The organism is Pseudomonas sp. E45-MNA-CIBAN-0222 (assembly GCF_040310405.1).
Lineage (GTDB): Bacteria > Pseudomonadota > Gammaproteobacteria > Pseudomonadales > Pseudomonadaceae > Stutzerimonas > Stutzerimonas stutzeri_AC.
This window is the reverse complement of record NZ_JBEOPU010000009.1, coordinates 119,052-135,949: the sequence shown is the minus strand read 5'-3', so window position 1 is coordinate 135,949 and position 16,898 is coordinate 119,052. Positions and strand designations below refer to the sequence as shown.

The following is a 16,898-nucleotide window of genomic DNA, read 5'->3' as shown; positions in this document are numbered from 1 at the left end:
CGGATTAGCGCGTCGCCATCCAGATCAGCAGGCCGGCTTGGAACAGCGCCAGCGCGATCAGGCAAACGATGGTGAATCGCAGCGCACCGTCTTCACGGCGGAAGCGGGCGATTCGCTCCTGCAGCTCACGAATCTGGTTTTCCTGCGCCTGCAGGTTGCGGTCGGCTTGTTCCAGCATCGCCGCCGCTTCCTGCAGCTCTACCACCTGGACCTTTTCACCATTCCAATCCTGGCGCAGTGCACTGACGCGCGACGCTCCATAGGTTGGCTTTAGCGGCTCTGTCTGTGGGTAGTCGACGTCAAAGCCTTGGGTACGCAGGCAGTGGTCGCGACGCAGGCGCTGGTCGTCACTTGAGACATCCTTGGGCAACGCGCCGCCTTCGACCAGATAGTGGCCCCAACGTCTTTGTGCCCATGCGGCCCCTTGCGCCAGCAGAAAACGACCAAGCCCTCGGTTCACCGGCTCCAGGCGCAAGCCAGTGTCCGGGCCGAAGCGTAGTTCCTTGCTGCGGTGATCGGCCCAGACTTCCAGCACATTGTTCTTACGCGAACGCACCTGGCCGGGGATGTTGATGCACATCCGCAGCAGGCTCTGCTCAGGCGTGTGTCGCTCCAGCTGTGCCAGCTCGACGAAGCGCAGCGGGCGCGCGCCACCGTCGCGCTCGGTAGGCAACGGCGCCAAGCGCAGCAGGCGGAAACGGTCAGGCTTGAGCTCTGCCCACGGATGCTTCGGCGGTGCTGCCTGGTCTTTCTCGGTGGTCTGGGTGATTTCGGTGTCAGTCATCTGCGCGTTCCTGGGCCTGCGCGGCGGCTCGTTCAGGATTCGTATCGGGCCATCGTCACGCGGGCTATCGGCTGCGCGGCGACTAACTGGAGGCTGGCAGCATGCCATTATCCTGCAGGAAACGCTGTATCTCCTGTAGCAGACCGCGTGCGATCGGCAGGTCGGGGTCGTTGTAGGACGCCAGCTGGCTGGCGTCTGCCGGGGCGATGCGCAAAACGTGGTTCATTCCGTCGACCATGGCCAGGCGGGCATCGGGCTGGGCGCGCTGCAGTGCTTCGGCGTCTTCGATACCGACCTGGATGTCATGGCGGCCCTGGATGATCAGCGCGGGTAGATCGACGGCAGCGAAGGCCTCGGCCGGATCGTATGCGAACAGCGATATCAGGTAAGGCTGCACACTGGGCCGGAACAGCACCTGCAGGGGCTCGGGTACCTCGGCGTGGGCGCGCCCGGCCTTTAGTTCGTCGATCAGGTAATGGCTGGTAGCGAGTAGGGCTGGCGGCAGGCGCCCCTGCAATTGCTCGCGCAGCAGCTCGTCGATCGGTCGGCCACTACCGGCGATGCTGATCAAGGCTGCCGCTTCGGACTTCGGTGCCGCAAGACTGGCGATCAGTGCCCCCTCGCTATGGCCAATGAGGATCAGCTCACTGAAGCGCGGGTCGCCTTTGAGCTTTTCACCCCAGGCCAGCGCATCGCTGACATAGCCGTCGACGCTGAGCCCGCGCTCGTCCGGGCCGGCTGCCTGGCTCGCGCCGATGCCGCGCTTGTCGTAACGCAGGCTGGCCACGCCCATTTTGGCCAGGCCCTGGGCCAGGCGTTTGAGGCTGTCGTTGCGTCCGGCCGGATTGTTGCCATCCCGATCGGTCGGACCGGAGCCAGCGATCAACAGCGCTACCGGCACTGCCCGTTCACTTTTGGGCAGTAGCAGGCTGCCCTGCAGCACGCCGCTGCCGGTGTCCAGATTCAGGGTTTGATTGAGCAGGGTTTGCGCCCGTACGAAAGAAGAGGACATGGTCAGTAGCAGCAATATCAGCAGGGCACGCATGGAGGGACTTCGTCGATAACAGAGCAGGTTGGACGCGGCAATCGCCGTAAAGGTCAGTATGCGCCGGCAACAGGGGCGATGAAACCGCAGCGGCCTCAGGTATACTTCCGGCCCCTGTTTTTCGGTCGATCGCGGAGCGTCCTGCATGTCCGGCAATACCTACGGCAAGCTGTTCACCGTCACCACTGCCGGCGAAAGCCATGGTCCTGCGCTGGTGGCCATCGTCGACGGTTGCCCGCCCGGGCTGGAGCTGTCGCTGGAAGATCTGCAGCGTGATCTCGACCGCCGGAAGCCTGGTACCAGCCGGCACACCACCCAGCGCCAGGAAGCCGATGAGGTGGAAATCCTTTCCGGTGTGTTCGAAGGCAAGACCACGGGTTGCCCGATCGGCCTGCTGATTCGCAATACCGATCAGAAGTCCAAGGACTACTCAGCGATCAAGGATCAGTTCCGTCCGGCCCATGCCGACTACACCTATCACCACAAGTACGGCGTGCGCGACTACCGCGGCGGTGGCCGCAGCTCCGCGCGCGAGACCGCCATGCGCGTGGCTGCCGGTGCCATCGCCAAGAAGTATCTGGCGACCCTGGGCATCCAGGTGCGTGGCTATATGAGCCAGCTCGGCCCGATCGAGATCCCGTTCAAGACCTGGGACAGCGTCGAGCAGAACGCCTTTTTCAGCCCCGACCCGGACAAGGTGCCGGAGTTGGAGGCCTACATGGACCAGCTGCGTCGCGATCAGGATTCGGTGGGCGCGAAGATCACCGTGGTTGCCGATGGTGTTCCGCCGGGCCTTGGCGAGCCGATCTTCGACCGTCTGGACGCCGAACTGGCCCACGCGCTGATGAGCATCAACGCGGTCAAGGGCGTGGAGATCGGTGCCGGCTTCGCCTCGGTCGCCCAGCGCGGCACCGAGCATCGTGACGAGCTGACGCCGCAGGGTTTCCTCTCCAACAACGCAGGCGGCATTCTGGGCGGCATTTCCAGTGGACAGCCGATCATCGCCCACCTGGCGCTCAAAGCCACGTCCAGCATCACCACGCCAGGCCATTCGATCGATGTCACCGGCGCGCCGGTGGACGTCATCACCAAGGGTCGCCATGACCCCTGCGTCGGCATTCGTGCCACGCCGATCGCCGAAGCCATGATGGCCATCGTGTTGCTGGATCACCTGCTGCGTCATCGGGGGCAGAACGCCGATGTGCAGGTGACGACGCCGGTGCTGGGCCAGCTTTGAGCCGCAATCGACAGGCTGCGATCCGCATGCGGTTGGCCTCGACGCCTCCGCTTGCGGCCTGAAGTCAGCCGCGTATGAATGCTCCGTTGCCGTACTGGCGCCTGTCCGGCTTCTATTTTTTCTACTTCGCCTTGCTCGGCTCCACGGCGCCGTTTCTCGGGCTGTACTTCGATCATCTCGGCTTTTCGCCGGAGCGGATCGGCGAGCTGATCGCCATTCCCATGCTGATGCGCTGCGTGGCGCCGAATCTCTGGGGCTGGCTGGGCGATGCCACTGGCCGCCGGCTGGAGATCGTTCGTCTCGGTGCGCTGTGTACCTTGATGTCCTTCGGGCTGATTTTCTTCGACAAGAGCTTCGCCTGGCTGGCGCTGGTGATGGCGTTGCATGCGTTCTTCTGGCACGCGGTGCTGCCGCAGTTCGAAGTCATCACCCTGGCGCATCTGCACGAGCAGACTGAGCGCTACAGCCAGGTCAGGCTGTGGGGCAGCATCGGTTTCATCTTCGCGGTGGTAGGGCTCGGACTGCTGTTCCAGCGGCTGAGCCTCGATCTTTACCCGACCGCGGTGGCCTTCGTGATGGTCGGTATCGTGCTGAGCAGCGCCTGGGTGCCCAACGCCCATCCGCAGCAACGTACCGAGGTGGCCGGGCAGGGCGGGTTTCTCGCCCAGCTGCGCCGACCTGGCGTGCTGGCCTTCTACGGCTGCGTGGCGTTGATGCAGCTGGCCCATGGGCCGTACTACACCTTCTTCAGTATTCACCTTGAAGCGCTGGGCTACAGCCGCAGCTTCATCGGGCTGATGTGGGCACTGGGCGTGGTTGCGGAGATCCTGCTGTTCTTGGTCATGGCGCGCCTGCTCGAGCGTTTCTCGCTGCGCCAAGTGCTGCTGGCCAGCTTCCTGATTGCCGCGCTGCGCTGGGTATTGCTCGGGCAGTTCGCCGAGCACCTCACCGTGCTGCTGATCGCGCAGCTGATGCACGCCGCGACCTTCGGCAGTTTCCACGCCGCCGCCATTCACTTCGTCCAGCGCAGTTTCGGCCACCGCCAGCAGGGCCAGGGTCAGGCGCTGTATGCCAGCCTGTCCGGCATCGGTGGAGCGCTCGGTGCGCTCTACGCGGGCTATGCCTGGTCCGGTCTCGGGCCGGGCTGGTCGTTCGCCATCGCCAGCCTGGCGGCGCTAGCCGCAGCCGCTATCATTGCCTTCCGTTTGCAGGAGGACCGCGCATGACTGCTACCCGCCAGCACCTGAGTCAGGCGATCATTGACGCAGGCCGCTTCTTGTATGGCCGTGATTGGTCGCCGGCGACCAGTAGCAACTACTCGGCGCGCCTGACCAGCGCCGAGCTGCTGCTGACTGTTTCCGGCAGGCACAAGGGCGAGCTGACTGCCGATGACCTGCTGGCCGTGGACATGCACGGCAACAGCCTGGAAGAGGGCAAGAGGCCGTCGGCGGAAACACTGCTGCATACCCAGCTGTATCGCTGGAAACCGGAGATCGGCGCGGTGCTGCACACCCATTCGGTCAATGCCACGGTGCTGTCCCGCGTCGCCCTGGCCGATTCGCTGGTGTTCGCCGATTACGAGTTGCAAAAGGCCTTCAGCGGCATCTCGAGCCATGAATCGCAGGTGTTGGTGCCGATCTTCGACAACGACCAGGACATCGCCGCCTTGGCCACCAGGGTGCAGCCGTGGCTTGACGAGCATCCCGATTGCGTCGGCTACCTGATTCGCGGCCACGGCTTGTACACCTGGGGCGAGACGATGAGCGATGCGCTGCGACAGATCGAGGCATTCGAATTTCTGTTCGAATGCGAACTGAAGATGCGTGCCCTGCAGCCCAGATAAATTCCTGCCTGCCCGGTAGCGACCGGTCAGACGACCTTTTCGGAGAGTCGAACATGAGTGTCCTCAGCGTCTATCACGAGACCCGACCCGATCAGCCGCTCAAGGTGCTGACCCACCTCGAAGACATCGCCCCGACGCTGGCCAACGTCGGTGTGCAGCTGGAGCGCTGGGAGGCCAGCGCACCAATCGCCGCCGGGGCCAGCCAGGAAGAGGTGATCGCCGCCTACCGGCCGCAGATCGGCAAGCTGATGACCGAGCGTGGCTACGTCACGGTGGATGTGATCAGCCTGACCCGCGATCACCCGCAGAAGGACGAACTGCGCGCGAAGTTCCTTGACGAGCATCGCCATGCCGAGGACGAAGTGCGCTTCTTCGTTGCCGGGCGCGGGCTGTTTACCCTGCACATCGATGACATGGTCTACGCCGTGCTGTGCGAAAAGAACGACCTGATCTCCGTGCCCGCCGGCACGCGTCACTGGTTCGACATGGGTGAAGAGCCACACTTCGTCGCCATCCGCCTGTTCAACAACCCGGAAGGCTGGGTCGCGGAATTCACCGGCGAACGCATCGCCGATCAATTCCCACGGCTGGATGACTGAGATGCCGATCAGGGCGATCCTCACCGATATTGAAGGCACCACCAGCTCCGTCAGCTTCGTTTTCGACGTGCTGTTCCCCTATGCACGCGAGCATTTGCCGGCGTACCTCCGCAGCCACGCCGGTGAGCCCGCGGTCGCCGCGCAGATTGAGGCGGTGCGCAGCGAAAGCGGTGAGGCCGATGCCGATATCGAGCGTGTCATCGAGATCCTCCTCAGCTGGATTGCCAACGATCGCAAAGCCACCTCGCTCAAGGCGCTGCAAGGCATGGTCTGGGCCCAGGGCTATCGAGCGGGGCAGCTCAAGGGGCACGTCTATCCCGATGCGGTAGCTGCGCTGCACCAGTGGAAGGCGCAGGGACTCGATCTGTACGTCTATTCGTCCGGCTCGATCCAGGCACAGAAGCTGATCTTCGGCTGCTCCGAGGCTGGCGACCTTACGGCGCTGTTCTCCGGCTATTTCGATACCACCAGCGGGCACAAGCGCGAGGTGGCCTCCTACCAGCGCATCGCCGAAGCCATCGGCGTGGCAGCTGCCGAGGTGCTGTTCCTCTCTGACGTGGTCGAAGAACTCGATGCCGCGCAGCAAGCCGGCATGCGTGTCTGCGGGCTGGGCCGCAATGGCGGTGTGCTCGGTGAGCATGAAACCGTCGCCAGCTTTGCGCAGATCGACCCCCGGCACTACTGAGGCGCCGGGCGATTACTGAACCCTGCCGTCGCGCTGGCATCCTAGATTAGGTACTCACCCAAACAGGAGCGTACCCATGGGAGACGCCTTCGGCGGTATTTTCGGCCTGCTCATCCTGCTACTGGATATCTGGGCGATCATCAGCATCATTCGCAGTGACAGTACCAGCGGCAAGAAAGTGCTCTGGGTTCTTTTGATCGTACTTCTGCCAGTACTCGGCCTGATTATCTGGGGAATCATGGGGCCGCGCGGCAATCGCCCTGACTCGCGCGGACCGTACCGGTAGCCGCTGATGGAAAGTCTGAGCGGACCATTGGCAATTGCGGTGCTCGTGCTGGATATCCTGGCCATCGCTTATGTGTGGCGTAGCCGTATCGAGTTTGGCCGCAAGGTAGTCTGGTCGTTTGTGATCCTGCTGCTACCCGTGGTCGGCTTGATCATGTGGGCAGTAGCAGCCGGGCCGTTCGGCAAGGCGCGGCTGTGACCTATGTGGCGCAGCGGCCTGCTGATCGGTCTGTTGGTCTTTGGGGCCGACCAGCTTCTGGCTGACGACGCGGCGGCATGGCAGGCACTGCGCGAGGGCCGGGCCGTTCTGATCATGCGTCACGCCAGCGCTTCTGGCCTGGGCGACCCTGAGGGCTTCGTTCTCGAAGACTGCAAAACTCAACGAAATCTGAATCAGCAGGGCCGCGAAGAGGCCCAGCGCTGGGGCGTAAGGCTGCGCGAAGCAGGTCTTGGCAAGGTGAGACTGTTCAGTAGCCGCTGGTGTCGCGCGCTCGAGACTGCCGACCAGATGACGCTCGGCTCGGTCGAGCCATTGCCTGCCTTGGATTCGTTTTTCGCATCTCCCGCTAACAAGCAATCTCACACCGCAGCGCTGCGCGAGGCCGTCGAGCAGTTGCAGGCCGATGAGGTGGCGGTGCTGGTCACTCACCAGGTCAACATCACCGCGCTGACGGGAATCTTCCCGCAATCGGGAGAGGGATTGATTCTGGAGCGTCCGCTGACGACTCCGCCCAAGGTACTGACGCGCATCGCGCCGCCCTAGCCAACCTTGTCCCCTTTGGAATAGTTGTCCCAGATATGGATGGCCGCATAGGCGCGCCACGGACGCCAGGCTTCGGCGCGTTCGGCCAGCGCCTTGGCGGTGATGCCTTCTGCACCCCACAGTGGCGCTTTCAGCAAACCGAGATCGGCTGCGGGAAAGGCATCCGCGACGCCGAACCCCCTTAGCGCGATGTACTCGGCGGTCCAGGGCCCGATCCCCGGCAGTTCGCAGAGTCGTCGCACCAGCGCATCGGCACCATCTTCTACATGCAGCTGCAGCGCGCCTTCGGCGACGGCGGCAGCCAGGCGGCGCAGCGCCTGGGCTCGTTTGGATGGCATGCCGATGTTTTCCAGCGGGTCATCGGCTATCGCTTGTGCGCAAGGGAAGAGCAGCTCCAGCCCCGATGGCGGGTCCTGCAGCGGCTCGCCGAGGCGTTCCACCAAGCGTCGCGTGATGGTCACCGCCGCCTTGACCGTGACTTGCTGGCCGACCACCGCCCGCACGGCCTGTTCGAACGGATCATAGGCGGCGGGCAGGCGCAGGCCGGGTTGCACAGCGATCAGCGGCCCTATGGCGGGATCGCTGGCGAAATGCGCGGCGATGGCTTGTGGATCGGCATCCAGGTCGAACATCTTGCGCACCTGGCTGATGAGCGGTTGGGTGGCGTGTCGCAGCGAGGCGCTGAGCGTCAGTTCGAGCGCTGGGCGGTCATCCAGTGTGCGCACGCCGAGCCAGCCGCGAGCAGCGCCCAGGTGCAGCGTGCGTGCATAACCGTCAGCGTCCAGGCGCTCCACGCCTGGCAGCAGACGCAGGGCAAAATGGCGGTGGAATTGCTGCCAGTCCCAGGGTTCGAGGTAAGGCAATTGGATGGTTTCGGTCATGACCAGACTCTAGGGGCTACCCGTCGCTTTGTCGTCCCGAAGTGTGCTTTTGCTGCCTGCGGTTCCCGCTGTCATCTTGGCCAACGTAGAATGCGCCTCTTTTCGTTGGGCAGGCTGTATCGCCCGTCACGCCAGACAGCTATCAGGCACCGGAGCGCTGCTTCGGGCCCGGCCAAGGGAGACACCCCCATGAGCGACTTTCAGGAAACTCTCTACGAGGGATATGGGCAGCGGTTCCAGATCGACAAGCTGCTGCACGAAGTACGCACCGAGCATCAACACCTGGTGATCTTCGAAAATGCCCGCATGGGACGCGTTATGGCCCTCGACGGTGTGATCCAGACCAGCGAGGCCGACGAATTCATCTATCACGAGATGCTCGCCCACGTGCCGATTCTGGCCCATGGACTGGCGCGCCGCGTGCTGATCATCGGTGGTGGCGACGGCGGTATCCTGCGTGAGGTGGCGCGCCATCGCGATATCGAAAGCATCACCATGGTCGAAATCGACGGTGCTGTGGTTGATATGTGCAAGGAGTTTCTGCCGAATCATTCTGCAGGCACCTTCGAGGATCCGCGGCTGAACCTGGTGATCGACGACGGCATGCACTTCGTGGCGACCACAGAAGAGAAGTTCGACGTAATCATTTCCGACTCCACCGATCCCGTCGGCCCGGGCGAGGTGCTGTTCTCGGAGAACTTCTACCAGGCTTGCCGCCGCTGCCTGAACGAAGGGGGCATCCTCGTTGCCCAGAACGGTGCGCCATTCATGCAGCTGGGCGAGCTGCAGACCACCGCAAGGCGCGTGCAGGGATTGTTTGCCGACTGGCATTTCTACCAGGCGGCCGTGCCGACCTACATCGGCGGTGCCATGTCCTTCGCTTGGGGGGCGTGTAGCGCCGAGAGCCGCAAGCTGCCGCTGGAAACCCTGATGCAGCGCTTCGCCGGCAGTGGCATCGTTACCCGGTATTACAACCCGCACGTGCATATTGGTGCTTTTGCGCTGCCGCAGTACGTGTTGCATGCGATTGCCAAGCCCAGCAACGACTGATCCCTGACTCGCTGGCCGCGTGGCAACGCGCGCCACGCCTGACCCACGGCCCGCCCGGCAACGGTGCGGGCCGTTTTGCATCCGGCAGATGCGTTGAACTGCCAGGAGTTCTCCAGGCTCTACTGGAATAAGGTCGCGAGCTTTGGGCTGTGCTTGGCGTCATGTCATTAAGCCCTCGCAGTTGGCTCCGCAGCCTGCTAGCTTGTCGTTGTGGACATTGTCCACCGCGTTACTTCGATTAGCTGTTGCGACTCCCGTTTGCCCGATGTCTTGACGACGGAGCCGATCTCCCGCTGAGCTCGTGGCAACTCCATCCAGTATGAGAGGAGGCTGATTCATGAGCACCACCTTCCACGAGGATGTCAGCAGCACCGTTCTGCGCCGGATGAAGGAGGGCGGTTTCGATTTTGCCCGTGTGCATCCCATCGAGTTCTACGCGGTATTTCCCGAGCAGGACCGTGCCCAGCGAGCCGCGCAGAATTTCCGCGGCGAAACCATCAATACGCAGGTATTTCCGCGTGAGGACGGAAACTGGAATCTGCAGATCAGCAAGGTGATGTACGCAACGTTCGACGGCATCGGCGATTTCGAGCAGGATCTTGAGTATCTGGTCGAACCCCTTGGTGGGGTGCTCGATGGCTGGGGCGTCACTCAGGAGCTCGAAGGTCAGAGAGCCTGATCCTCACTCACTCCCTTTTGAAACCGCTCTGAAGTGCCTGGTCCCAGGGAGGGACCGGGCCAAAGCGATTTTTCAGAAACTCCAGCAAAAGTCGGCTCCGCGAATCCGCTTCGCGTGTCAGCCTGAGTGCATAGATCCCGCTCGCTTCGGGTGGCGGTAATCCCCCTTCGCAGAACAGCGGCAACAGCTCACCACGCAGCAGGTAATCGCTGATCAACCAGGTTGGTAGATGGGCGATGCCAAGTCCGCCCAATACCCCGGCCAGCAACGCCTCCGCATTGTTCGCCACCATACGCAGTCGGCCAGGTCGTAGCAGCTGCGGTCGCCCGCCACGCTCGAAGCGCCAGGCGTGCGGCGGCGCCAGGGCATCCCAATCCAGCCCCTCGTGTTCGGGAAGTTCTTCGGGCTGCAACGGCATGCCGCGGCGTTCGAGATAGGCTGGGCTCGCGCAGACGACGCGCACCATCGGTGCCAGCGGTGTAGCGACCAGCCGGGTGTCGGCCAGTGGGCCTATGCGTAGCACCAGATCGACTTCCCCCAGATGCTCACCCTGCAGGTCGACGAAACTGTCGATCAGACGCAGCTGAATATCGACTCCAGGATAGGCCTGGAGAAATTCGGCCAGTGCCGGTGCCAGATGACGTCGACCGAACGGGGCGGGTGCGTCGATCCGAATTCGGCCTTCCGGCGCGCTGTCCAGCGATGTTGCCTCCGCACGGGCTAAATGCAGTTCCTGCACGATTCGTCGGGCACGCTCGGCAAATGCCAGGGCAGCGGGCATCGGTCGCACTGCATGGGTGCTACGACTGAATAACTGGCAGCCAAGCGCCTGCTCCAGTGCGTCGACACGTCGAGCCACGGCCGAAGGTGTCAGGCCATGGCGGCGCGCGGCGGCGGAAAAACTGCCCGCGTCGAGCACGTCGATGAATAGGCTGAGTTGGGCGGAAAGTGCGTCGGGCAACATCGGAGGGTTCCTTGCTTGTGCGATTTGCGCAAAGCCATTGTGCGTGGCTATGCGTACCCGCGCCAGCGACGGCGGCGTACGATGAGCGCCCATTTCATTGGAGTGCTGGCATGCTGCTCGATATCGCTTTGAACGTCCTGCTGGGGCTAGCGTTAGGCACGCTCGGCGGATTGTTCGGTATTGGCGGCGGGCTGATCGCGATTCCGGTGCTGGGCGTGCTGTTCGGCCTGGACCAGCAACTGGCGCAGGGCACGGCGCTGGTGATGGTAGTGCCCAATGTGCTGCTCGCCATCTGGCGCTATCACCAGCGCAATCGCATCGATTGGCGCCATGCTCTTGCGCTGGGCAGCGCCAGTTTCGTCTTTGCGATCGTCGGTGCGGCCGTTGCCGTGTCCTTGGACCCCGGGCGCATGCGCCTGGCGTTCGTCGGGTTTCTCCTTGCACTGGCGGCGTACACGTTATTGCGGGTGTTTCTACGCCCGGCACCCGGTGACGGTCAGCTACGCCATCCCTGGCCATGGCTAGGCCTGCTCGGTGCCGGTGCTGGAGCTCTAGGTGGTCTGTTCGGTGTTGGGGGGGCGGTCATCGCCACGCCGATCCTGACCAGCGTGTTCGGCACCTCTCAGGTGGTCGCCCAGGGGCTCTCGCTAGCGCTGGCGGCGCCGAGCACGGGCGTCACCCTGGTCACCTACGCGCTGCATCATCAGGTCAACTGGCTGCTGGGCTTGCCCTTGGCCGTTGGCGGATTGCTCAGCATCAGCATGGGGGTTCGCCTAGCCCATGCGTTGCCGGAACGGCTGTTGCGTTTTCTGTTCAGCATTTTTCTGGTGGCCAGCGCGGTGCTGTTGGTACTGGAGAGCTGATGCCCTCAGTTCACCAGGCCGACGAGGGCGCCACCAACGGCGCCACCGAGCACCACGAGCCAGGGTGGCAGTTTCCAGTACATCAGCGCGGCAAGGGCGAGCAGGGCCAGGACGAAGTGTTCCGCTGCCTTGATCGCGCTGGTCCACACCGGATCGTAAAGCGCCGCCAGCAGCAGCCCGACTACCGCGGCATTTACTCCCGCAAGTGCCGCCTGAGTGCGACGATTGCTGCGCAGCCGCTCCCAGAACGGCAGAACGCCGATCACCAGAAGAAACGATGGTGCAAATACGGCTACCAAGCACAGTGCAGCGCCCAGCCAGTTGCTGGGCCCTACATTCATCGATGCGCCGAGAAAGGCAGCAAAGGTGAACAGCGGTCCCGGCACGGCCTGTGCGGCACCATAACCGGCCAGAAAAGCATCATTATCCACCCAGCCTGACGGCACTACTTCCGCCTGTAACAGAGGCAACACGACGTGGCCGCCACCGAACACCAGCGCGCCGGTACGGTAGAACGCATCGACCTGTGCCAATGCCTGGCTGTCCGTGCCGCTGGCGAGCAGCGGCAGTAACGCAAGCAACGCAAAGAACAGGACCAGTGCCGCCAATGCAGTTCGCCCTGTGACCGCGACCGGCAATGCAGAAGGCGACTCTGTGGCGGCTGGCCGGAATATCAGCAGGCCAAGCAAACCGGCCGCAACGATGACGCCAACCTGGCCCCAGACGAACGGAAGCAGCAGCACGGCGCTGGCGGCAGCCAAGGCGATGGCCACTCGCGGCCCATCAGTGCATAGCGTGCGCGCCATTCCCCAGACCGCCTGCGCCACCACGGCGACGGCTACGATCTTCAGGCCCTGAAGAAGTCCGCTGGGTAGTTCATCACCCCAGTTGGCGATGCCAAGCGCGAACAACGTCAGCGCGATTGCCGATGGCAGGGTAAAGCCCGCCCAAGCTGCCAGCGAGCCGCGATAACCGCCACGCAACAGGCCGATCGCCAGGCCAACCTGGCTGCTGGCTGGTCCGGGGAGGAATTGGCAGAGCGCAACGAGGTCGACGTAGCTGCGTTCATCCAGCCAGCGGCGTCGCTGGACGAACTCGTTGCGGAAGTAACCGAGATGTGCGATCGGCCCGCCAAAGGAGGTCAGGCCAAGGCGTAGAAACACCAGGAAAATCGTCCAGGCGTCGAGCCGGGCGGTTGCCGAATCAAGGTGTGGGTCGGTAGGCATGCAGGTCCGTCGATGAGTAGATCTAAAGGGTCGAGTCGGGCAGGCAGTCTAGCCGGTGAAGGTGTCAGTTGGGTGACAGGGGCTGCGTCGTAGTGCTGTTGCGTGGCCAATCGTCGGCAACGAGAAATACCCGCTCCCGTTCCAGCCAGGCGCCTGCGTCATCCGGTTCCAGGCGTGCCAGCAGCTGAGCTCGTGCGGCGGCCGGTCCGCTGGCCAACCAGTCGGCGAAACAGCTGGTGTCCCAACGCTGCGCAGCCGGGATGCGCGCTGCCGCTAGCCATGCACTGCGCTCGATAGGCTGCCAGACCGCTCCGGGTCCTTCGGCCTCGTAGGCTGGCCAGTCAGACTGACGTAGCCACTGGCCACGCAAATGGTGCGGATTGGCCCCGAGTGGCGGCGAGCAGCCGTTCGGCCAGGGCTGGAACAGATAGCCACCCAGCCAAAAGCTGCTCTGTACTGGCCTGCCGGTGAGTTCGGCGAGCACAGCCAGTGTCGCTGGCTGGCTGCACAGCGGCAGCTGGTGCTGGCACATGTGGACCAGCTTGAGGTCGAGGCGGTCATGGCTGCCAGGGCCGAGCCAGTGCGCGTGTTGGCTGCCATCGCCCGGTCCGAGCCCCAGGTAGAACTTCACTGCCAGCTCGAGATGGTGCACGCCCTGGTCATCGCAGAACAGCAGGTCCAGCTCGCCGAGGGTACTGCCGTTCTGCCGGATCGGAAGATTGGCGGCGAGCAGCTGGATATCTGGCGCTTGGGACAGCGCGTACTGCCACAGCCGCTCGTAATACAGGCCCAGCCTGCGAATGCTGTGCAGCGACAGCCAGGCTTCGAGGATGGACGGCTCGGCATCCTGACGCAGCAGCCAGTCGGCTAGCAGTCCCGGCTCACTGTTCCAGCGGCTTGCGCTCAACGGATGACGCTGATACTGCGGCGCCTCGCTCAGCAATGGCGGTGAAAGAACCGTCCAGGCGAGATCGCGCACCTGCGGATGCTGGAGGCGGTTGGGGAGGTCGGCGAGACTGCATAGGTTCATGGGTGCAGCATAGCTGTCGGTTTGCCGATGGTCCGGCGTTTCGCTGATAATCCGCTGCAGCTGAACATGCCACCGGCCAGAGGCTCTAACGCCTGTGCTGGAAACCAGGCGTATCGCCGATGCGATCTCGCCAACGTGCTGCGTGTTATTTTCGCGCGTTGCAACTGCCCGCAACCATCTGCCCAGCCACACCAGGGAACGTCAATGGAGCAATTCCGCAATATCGGCATCATCGGCCGCCTGGGTAGCTCCCAGGTGCTGGATACCATTCGCCGGCTGAAGCGATTCCTCGTCGAGCGCCATTTGCATGTGATTCTCGAAGAGAACATTGCCGAGGTGCTGCCCGGCCATGGCATGCAGACCTCTTCACGGCAGCGGCTGGGCGAATCCTGTGACCTGGTGATCGTGGTCGGTGGCGACGGCAGTCTGTTGGGCGCAGCCCGGGCGATGGCCAAGCACCGGGTGCCGGTACTCGGCATCAACCGTGGCAGCCTCGGCTTTCTCACCGACATCCGCCCGGATGAGCTGGAGGAGAAGGTCGCTGAAGTACTCAACGGCCAATACACCCTGGAAAACCGCTTCCTGCTCGAAGCCCAGGCGCGACGCTTCGATGAGCCGATCGGCGAGGGCGATGCGCTCAACGATGTGGTGCTGCATCCGGGCAAATCCACGCGCATGATCGAGTTCGAGCTGTACATCGACGGCCAGTTCGTCTGCAGCCAGAAGGCCGACGGCCTGATCGTGGCGACCCCCACCGGTTCCACTGCCTACTCGCTGTCGGCGGGCGGGCCGATCATGCATCCGCGATTGGACGCTATCGTCGTCGTGCCCATGTACCCGCACACGCTGTCGAGTCGCCCGATCGTGGTCGATGGCAACAGCGAGCTGAAGATCGTCGTGTCGCCGAACATGCAGATATACCCGCAAGTGTCCTGCGACGGCCAGAACCACTTCACCTGCGCGCCGGGCGATACCGTGACCGTGCGCAAGAAGCCACAGAAGCTGCATCTGATCCATCCTCTGGACCACAACTACTACGAAGTCTGCCGAACCAAGCTGGGCTGGGGTAGCCGCCTCGGCGGGGGCGATTGATGCTGCTTGATCCCGAGCGCGGCTACGACCTGATCGGTGATGTGCACGGCTGCGGCCGTTCGCTGGCGCGGTTGCTGGATTCGTTGGGCTACCGATTCCAGGGTGGCGTCTGGCGCCATTCGCGGCGACAGGTAATCTTCCTCGGCGACATCATTGACCGCGGGCCGCACATTCGTGAGGCGCTGCATCTGGTTTACGACATGGTCGACCGCGGCCATGCCTACTGCATCATGGGCAACCACGAATTCAATGCATTGGGCTGGTACATGCCGGCGCCGCCGGGCAGCGGACGCGATTTCGTCCGCGAACATTCGCCGCGTTTCGCTCGGCTGCTGCAGGACACCTTCCAGCAGTTCGAACCCTATCCCGAGGAATGGAAAGCCTTTCGTGATTGGTTCTACGGCTTGCCGCTGTTTCTCGAAACGGAACGCTTCCGCGTCGTGCACGCCTGCTGGGACAGCCACGTGATTGCGCGTCTGCGCCCGTTCCTTACCGACGCCTGCATCAATCCGGCGATCCTGCGCGAGGCCGGCCTGCCGGGCACCTTCATCTGCCAGGCGCTGGATCGCCTGCTGCGCGGTACCGATATGCCGCTGCCCGAAGGCATGACCCTGACCAGTGAGGAAGGCTTCGTGCGGACCTTCTTCCGCACCAAGTTCTGGGAAGAAAACCCGCAAACCTACGGTGATGTCGTGTTCCAGCCCGACGGCCTGCCGGACCATGCGGCACGCATGCCCTTATCGCAACAGCAGAAGAATCGCCTGTTCCTCTACGGCCCGGACGAGCCTTTGCTGTTCGTCGGCCACTACTGGCGCCGCGGCCGTCCCGGGCCGCTTCGCGACAATCTGGCCTGCCTGGACTACAGCGCGGTGAAGAACGGCAAGCTGGTGGCGTATCGACTGGATCGCGAAACCCGGCTGGACCCGGCCAAGTTCGTCTGGGTCGATGTGCAGGCGGTCTTCCGATGAGCGTGTCTGTTGCCGAGGCCCTGCGCCTGCCGCTGTCAGAGGATCTGAGCGGATTTATTGCCTTGCTGCGCCGCCTGCGGGTGCCATGCCGGGTGTCGGAGGAGGGCGATCAACAGGTGCTACGCGTGCCGGTTGAGGTCGTCGAGCAGGTTCGCGACCTGTATGCACGGCATCCCCATGGCGATGACAGCGTCGTCATCGAACAGCCCCGGCGCCGCGGCGGCGGTTTCGTCGCCGCCCTGCGCGCCAGCCCGCTGACCGCAGCAATATTGGTTATCACCCTGGTTGTCGCCGCCATCACGCTGCTTGGTGAGAGTTTCGCGGCGATCCGCTGGCTGAACTTCGTCGACTTCCGGGTCGATGGTGAATACGCCTACTTCGCCACGCTGGAGCAGACACTCGCCGCCGGGCAGTGGTGGCGACTGATCACGCCGATCTTCGTGCACTTCGGCATCCTCCACCTGGCCATGAACAGCATGTGGTTCTGGGAACTGGGGCGGCGCATCGAAGCCCTTCAGCGCGCCTGGATGCTGTTGGCGCTGACGTTGCTGTTCGGTCTGGTATCCAACTTCGCCCAGTACCTGTTCGGCGGGCCGGGCATCTTCGGTGGCCTGTCCGGCGTGCTCTACGGCCTGCTGGGGCATTGCTGGCTCTATCAGAAGCTTGCCCCCAACGAGGCCTACCGGCTACCACCCGGGGTGGTCGTGCTGATGCTGGTGTGGCTGGTGATTTGTCTGACCGGCGTCATCGAGGTGCTCAGTTTCGGCGCGCTGGCCATCGCCAACGCGGCGCATGTCGGCGGCTTGGTTGCCGGTTGCGTCACCGGTGTGATTGGCGGTGCCCTGGCGCGCCGTCGGCGCCACCGCTGAGGCTTTTCCCTAAAGCTCAACTGCCCGGTAGAATG

General features: G+C 63.5%; 20 protein-coding genes. 14 read left to right on the top strand and 6 right to left on the bottom strand.

The window, feature by feature from the left end:
* Positions 1-4 precede the first annotated feature (4 nt).
* Positions 5-784 (bottom strand): hypothetical protein, encoded by a 780-nt coding sequence (locus tag AAEZ08_RS14990; protein ID WP_058064655.1) that lies wholly within the window; start codon positions 782-784, stop codon positions 5-7.
* An 82-nt stretch (positions 785-866) separates the two neighbouring features.
* Positions 867-1,829: an alpha/beta hydrolase gene (locus AAEZ08_RS14985; RefSeq protein ID WP_500124635.1), complete on the bottom strand. Its 963-nt coding sequence runs from the start codon at positions 1,827-1,829 to the stop codon at positions 867-869.
* A 145-nt stretch (positions 1,830-1,974) separates the two neighbouring features.
* Between AAEZ08_RS14985 and aroC the strand changes: the two genes are divergently transcribed.
* The 8 genes from aroC to AAEZ08_RS14945 all read left to right on the top strand — a co-directional run bounded on the left by aroC (position 1,975) and on the right by AAEZ08_RS14945 (position 7,241).
* Entirely contained in the window at positions 1,975-3,066 is a 1,092-nt protein-coding gene (gene aroC, locus AAEZ08_RS14980) for a chorismate synthase (RefSeq protein WP_003280671.1), read from the top strand.
* 74 nt (positions 3,067-3,140) lie between these two features.
* Positions 3,141-4,292, top strand: a complete 1,152-nt coding sequence (locus AAEZ08_RS14975; protein ID WP_003280672.1) for an MFS transporter — start codon at positions 3,141-3,143, stop codon at positions 4,290-4,292.
* Positions 4,289-4,909: a methylthioribulose 1-phosphate dehydratase gene (locus tag AAEZ08_RS14970; protein WP_500124634.1), complete on the top strand. Its 621-nt coding sequence runs from the start codon at positions 4,289-4,291 to the stop codon at positions 4,907-4,909. The genes AAEZ08_RS14975 and AAEZ08_RS14970 overlap by 4 nt, the downstream gene beginning before the upstream one ends.
* A 53-nt stretch (positions 4,910-4,962) precedes the next feature.
* Positions 4,963-5,508 (top strand): 1,2-dihydroxy-3-keto-5-methylthiopentene dioxygenase, encoded by a 546-nt coding sequence (locus AAEZ08_RS14965; RefSeq protein WP_500124633.1) that lies wholly within the window; start codon positions 4,963-4,965, stop codon positions 5,506-5,508.
* A gap of 1 nt (position 5,509) precedes the next feature.
* Complete coding sequence (mtnC, locus tag AAEZ08_RS14960) at positions 5,510-6,193, top strand: acireductone synthase (RefSeq protein WP_427703163.1); 684 nt, start codon at positions 5,510-5,512, stop codon at positions 6,191-6,193.
* A gap of 76 nt (positions 6,194-6,269) precedes the next feature.
* Entirely contained in the window at positions 6,270-6,479 is a 210-nt protein-coding gene (locus tag AAEZ08_RS14955; RefSeq protein WP_003280678.1) for a PLDc N-terminal domain-containing protein, read from the top strand.
* A gap of 6 nt (positions 6,480-6,485) precedes the next feature.
* Positions 6,486-6,677 carry a PLDc N-terminal domain-containing protein gene (locus AAEZ08_RS14950; protein WP_058064650.1) on the top strand — a complete coding sequence of 64 codons (192 nt, stop codon included), beginning with the start codon at positions 6,486-6,488 and terminating at the stop codon, positions 6,675-6,677.
* Positions 6,678-6,680: 3 nt separating this feature from the next.
* Complete coding sequence (locus tag AAEZ08_RS14945; protein WP_500124632.1) at positions 6,681-7,241, top strand: histidine phosphatase family protein; 561 nt, start codon at positions 6,681-6,683, stop codon at positions 7,239-7,241.
* On the opposite strand, the gene AAEZ08_RS14940 is transcribed toward AAEZ08_RS14945, so the two are convergent.
* A complete protein-coding gene (locus AAEZ08_RS14940) occupies positions 7,238-8,122 on the bottom strand; it encodes a DNA-3-methyladenine glycosylase family protein (protein ID WP_500124631.1) in 885 nt (294 codons plus the stop codon). The genes AAEZ08_RS14945 and AAEZ08_RS14940 overlap by 4 nt on opposite strands.
* Before the next feature lie 189 nt (positions 8,123-8,311).
* On the opposite strand from AAEZ08_RS14940, the gene speE reads away from it, so the two are divergent.
* The gene (speE, locus tag AAEZ08_RS14935; protein ID WP_003280684.1) at positions 8,312-9,172 is read left to right on the top strand and encodes a polyamine aminopropyltransferase; all 861 of its coding nucleotides are present in this window, start codon (positions 8,312-8,314) and stop codon (positions 9,170-9,172) included.
* 337 nt (positions 9,173-9,509) lie between these two features.
* The gene (locus AAEZ08_RS14930; protein WP_003280687.1) at positions 9,510-9,851 is read left to right on the top strand and encodes a ribonuclease E inhibitor RraB; all 342 of its coding nucleotides are present in this window, start codon (positions 9,510-9,512) and stop codon (positions 9,849-9,851) included.
* Between the two features lie 7 nt (positions 9,852-9,858).
* Here the strand turns inward: AAEZ08_RS14930 and AAEZ08_RS14925 are convergent, their stop codons facing one another.
* Positions 9,859-10,815: a LysR family transcriptional regulator gene (locus AAEZ08_RS14925; RefSeq protein ID WP_058064647.1), complete on the bottom strand. Its 957-nt coding sequence runs from the start codon at positions 10,813-10,815 to the stop codon at positions 9,859-9,861.
* A 110-nt stretch (positions 10,816-10,925) separates the two neighbouring features.
* Here AAEZ08_RS14925 and AAEZ08_RS14920 point away from each other — a divergent pair, with 110 nt between their 5' ends.
* On the top strand, positions 10,926-11,678 hold the full coding sequence (locus tag AAEZ08_RS14920) for a sulfite exporter TauE/SafE family protein (RefSeq protein WP_058064646.1): 753 nt from the start codon (positions 10,926-10,928) through the stop codon (positions 11,676-11,678).
* 5 nt (positions 11,679-11,683) lie between these two features.
* On the opposite strand, the gene chrA is transcribed toward AAEZ08_RS14920, so the two are convergent.
* Together chrA and AAEZ08_RS14910 are read right to left on the bottom strand one after the other, a co-directional pair.
* Positions 11,684-12,904, bottom strand: a complete 1,221-nt coding sequence (chrA, locus tag AAEZ08_RS14915; RefSeq protein ID WP_003280691.1) for a chromate efflux transporter — start codon at positions 12,902-12,904, stop codon at positions 11,684-11,686.
* Between the two features lie 64 nt (positions 12,905-12,968).
* Positions 12,969-13,934: a DUF1853 family protein gene (locus AAEZ08_RS14910; RefSeq protein WP_500124630.1), complete on the bottom strand. Its 966-nt coding sequence runs from the start codon at positions 13,932-13,934 to the stop codon at positions 12,969-12,971.
* A gap of 204 nt (positions 13,935-14,138) precedes the next feature.
* Here AAEZ08_RS14910 and AAEZ08_RS14905 point away from each other — a divergent pair, with 204 nt between their 5' ends.
* Genes AAEZ08_RS14905 through AAEZ08_RS14895 form a run of 3 tightly spaced genes read left to right on the top strand, consistent with a single transcriptional unit; the run spans position 14,139 to position 16,863 of the window.
* Positions 14,139-15,026 (top strand): NAD(+) kinase, encoded by an 888-nt coding sequence (locus AAEZ08_RS14905; RefSeq protein WP_003280695.1) that lies wholly within the window; start codon positions 14,139-14,141, stop codon positions 15,024-15,026.
* A complete protein-coding gene (locus AAEZ08_RS14900; RefSeq protein WP_058064644.1) occupies positions 15,026-15,994 on the top strand; it encodes a metallophosphoesterase in 969 nt (322 codons plus the stop codon). The genes AAEZ08_RS14905 and AAEZ08_RS14900 overlap by 1 nt, the downstream gene beginning before the upstream one ends.
* Positions 15,991-16,863, top strand: a complete 873-nt coding sequence (locus AAEZ08_RS14895; protein WP_500124629.1) for a rhomboid family intramembrane serine protease — start codon at positions 15,991-15,993, stop codon at positions 16,861-16,863. The genes AAEZ08_RS14900 and AAEZ08_RS14895 overlap by 4 nt, the downstream gene beginning before the upstream one ends.
* Positions 16,864-16,898: the final 35 nt, after the last annotated feature.

What these genes read in the sequence shown, in the direction of transcription:
- AAEZ08_RS14905 (WP_003280695.1), top strand. Translation starts at nt 14,139, where the DNA reads ATGGAGCAATTCCGCAATATCGGCATCATCGGCCGCCTGGGTAGCTCC.
- AAEZ08_RS14950 (WP_058064650.1), top strand. Translation starts at nt 6,486, where the DNA reads ATGGAAAGTCTGAGCGGACCATTGGCAATTGCGGTGCTCGTGCTGGAT.
- AAEZ08_RS14955 (WP_003280678.1), top strand. Translation starts at nt 6,270, where the DNA reads ATGGGAGACGCCTTCGGCGGTATTTTCGGCCTGCTCATCCTGCTACTG.
- AAEZ08_RS14925 (WP_058064647.1), bottom strand. Translation starts at nt 10,815, where the DNA reads ATGTTGCCCGACGCACTTTCCGCCCAACTCAGCCTATTCATCGACGTG.
- AAEZ08_RS14965 (WP_500124633.1), top strand. Translation starts at nt 4,963, where the DNA reads ATGAGTGTCCTCAGCGTCTATCACGAGACCCGACCCGATCAGCCGCTC.
- AAEZ08_RS14990 (WP_058064655.1), bottom strand. Translation starts at nt 784, where the DNA reads ATGACTGACACCGAAATCACCCAGACCACCGAGAAAGACCAGGCAGCA.
- AAEZ08_RS14900 (WP_058064644.1), top strand. Translation starts at nt 15,026, where the DNA reads ATGCTGCTTGATCCCGAGCGCGGCTACGACCTGATCGGTGATGTGCAC.
- AAEZ08_RS14920 (WP_058064646.1), top strand. Translation starts at nt 10,926, where the DNA reads ATGCTGCTCGATATCGCTTTGAACGTCCTGCTGGGGCTAGCGTTAGGC.
- AAEZ08_RS14985 (WP_500124635.1), bottom strand. Translation starts at nt 1,829, where the DNA reads ATGCGTGCCCTGCTGATATTGCTGCTACTGACCATGTCCTCTTCTTTC.
- mtnC (WP_427703163.1), top strand. Translation starts at nt 5,510, where the DNA reads ATGCCGATCAGGGCGATCCTCACCGATATTGAAGGCACCACCAGCTCC.
- speE (WP_003280684.1), top strand. Translation starts at nt 8,312, where the DNA reads ATGAGCGACTTTCAGGAAACTCTCTACGAGGGATATGGGCAGCGGTTC.
- AAEZ08_RS14930 (WP_003280687.1), top strand. Translation starts at nt 9,510, where the DNA reads ATGAGCACCACCTTCCACGAGGATGTCAGCAGCACCGTTCTGCGCCGG.
- AAEZ08_RS14940 (WP_500124631.1), bottom strand. Translation starts at nt 8,122, where the DNA reads ATGACCGAAACCATCCAATTGCCTTACCTCGAACCCTGGGACTGGCAG.
- aroC (WP_003280671.1), top strand. Translation starts at nt 1,975, where the DNA reads ATGTCCGGCAATACCTACGGCAAGCTGTTCACCGTCACCACTGCCGGC.
- chrA (WP_003280691.1), bottom strand. Translation starts at nt 12,904, where the DNA reads ATGCCTACCGACCCACACCTTGATTCGGCAACCGCCCGGCTCGACGCC.
- AAEZ08_RS14895 (WP_500124629.1), top strand. Translation starts at nt 15,991, where the DNA reads ATGAGCGTGTCTGTTGCCGAGGCCCTGCGCCTGCCGCTGTCAGAGGAT.
- AAEZ08_RS14975 (WP_003280672.1), top strand. Translation starts at nt 3,141, where the DNA reads ATGAATGCTCCGTTGCCGTACTGGCGCCTGTCCGGCTTCTATTTTTTC.
- AAEZ08_RS14970 (WP_500124634.1), top strand. Translation starts at nt 4,289, where the DNA reads ATGACTGCTACCCGCCAGCACCTGAGTCAGGCGATCATTGACGCAGGC.
- AAEZ08_RS14910 (WP_500124630.1), bottom strand. Translation starts at nt 13,934, where the DNA reads ATGAACCTATGCAGTCTCGCCGACCTCCCCAACCGCCTCCAGCATCCG.
- AAEZ08_RS14945 (WP_500124632.1), top strand. Translation starts at nt 6,681, where the DNA reads ATGTGGCGCAGCGGCCTGCTGATCGGTCTGTTGGTCTTTGGGGCCGAC.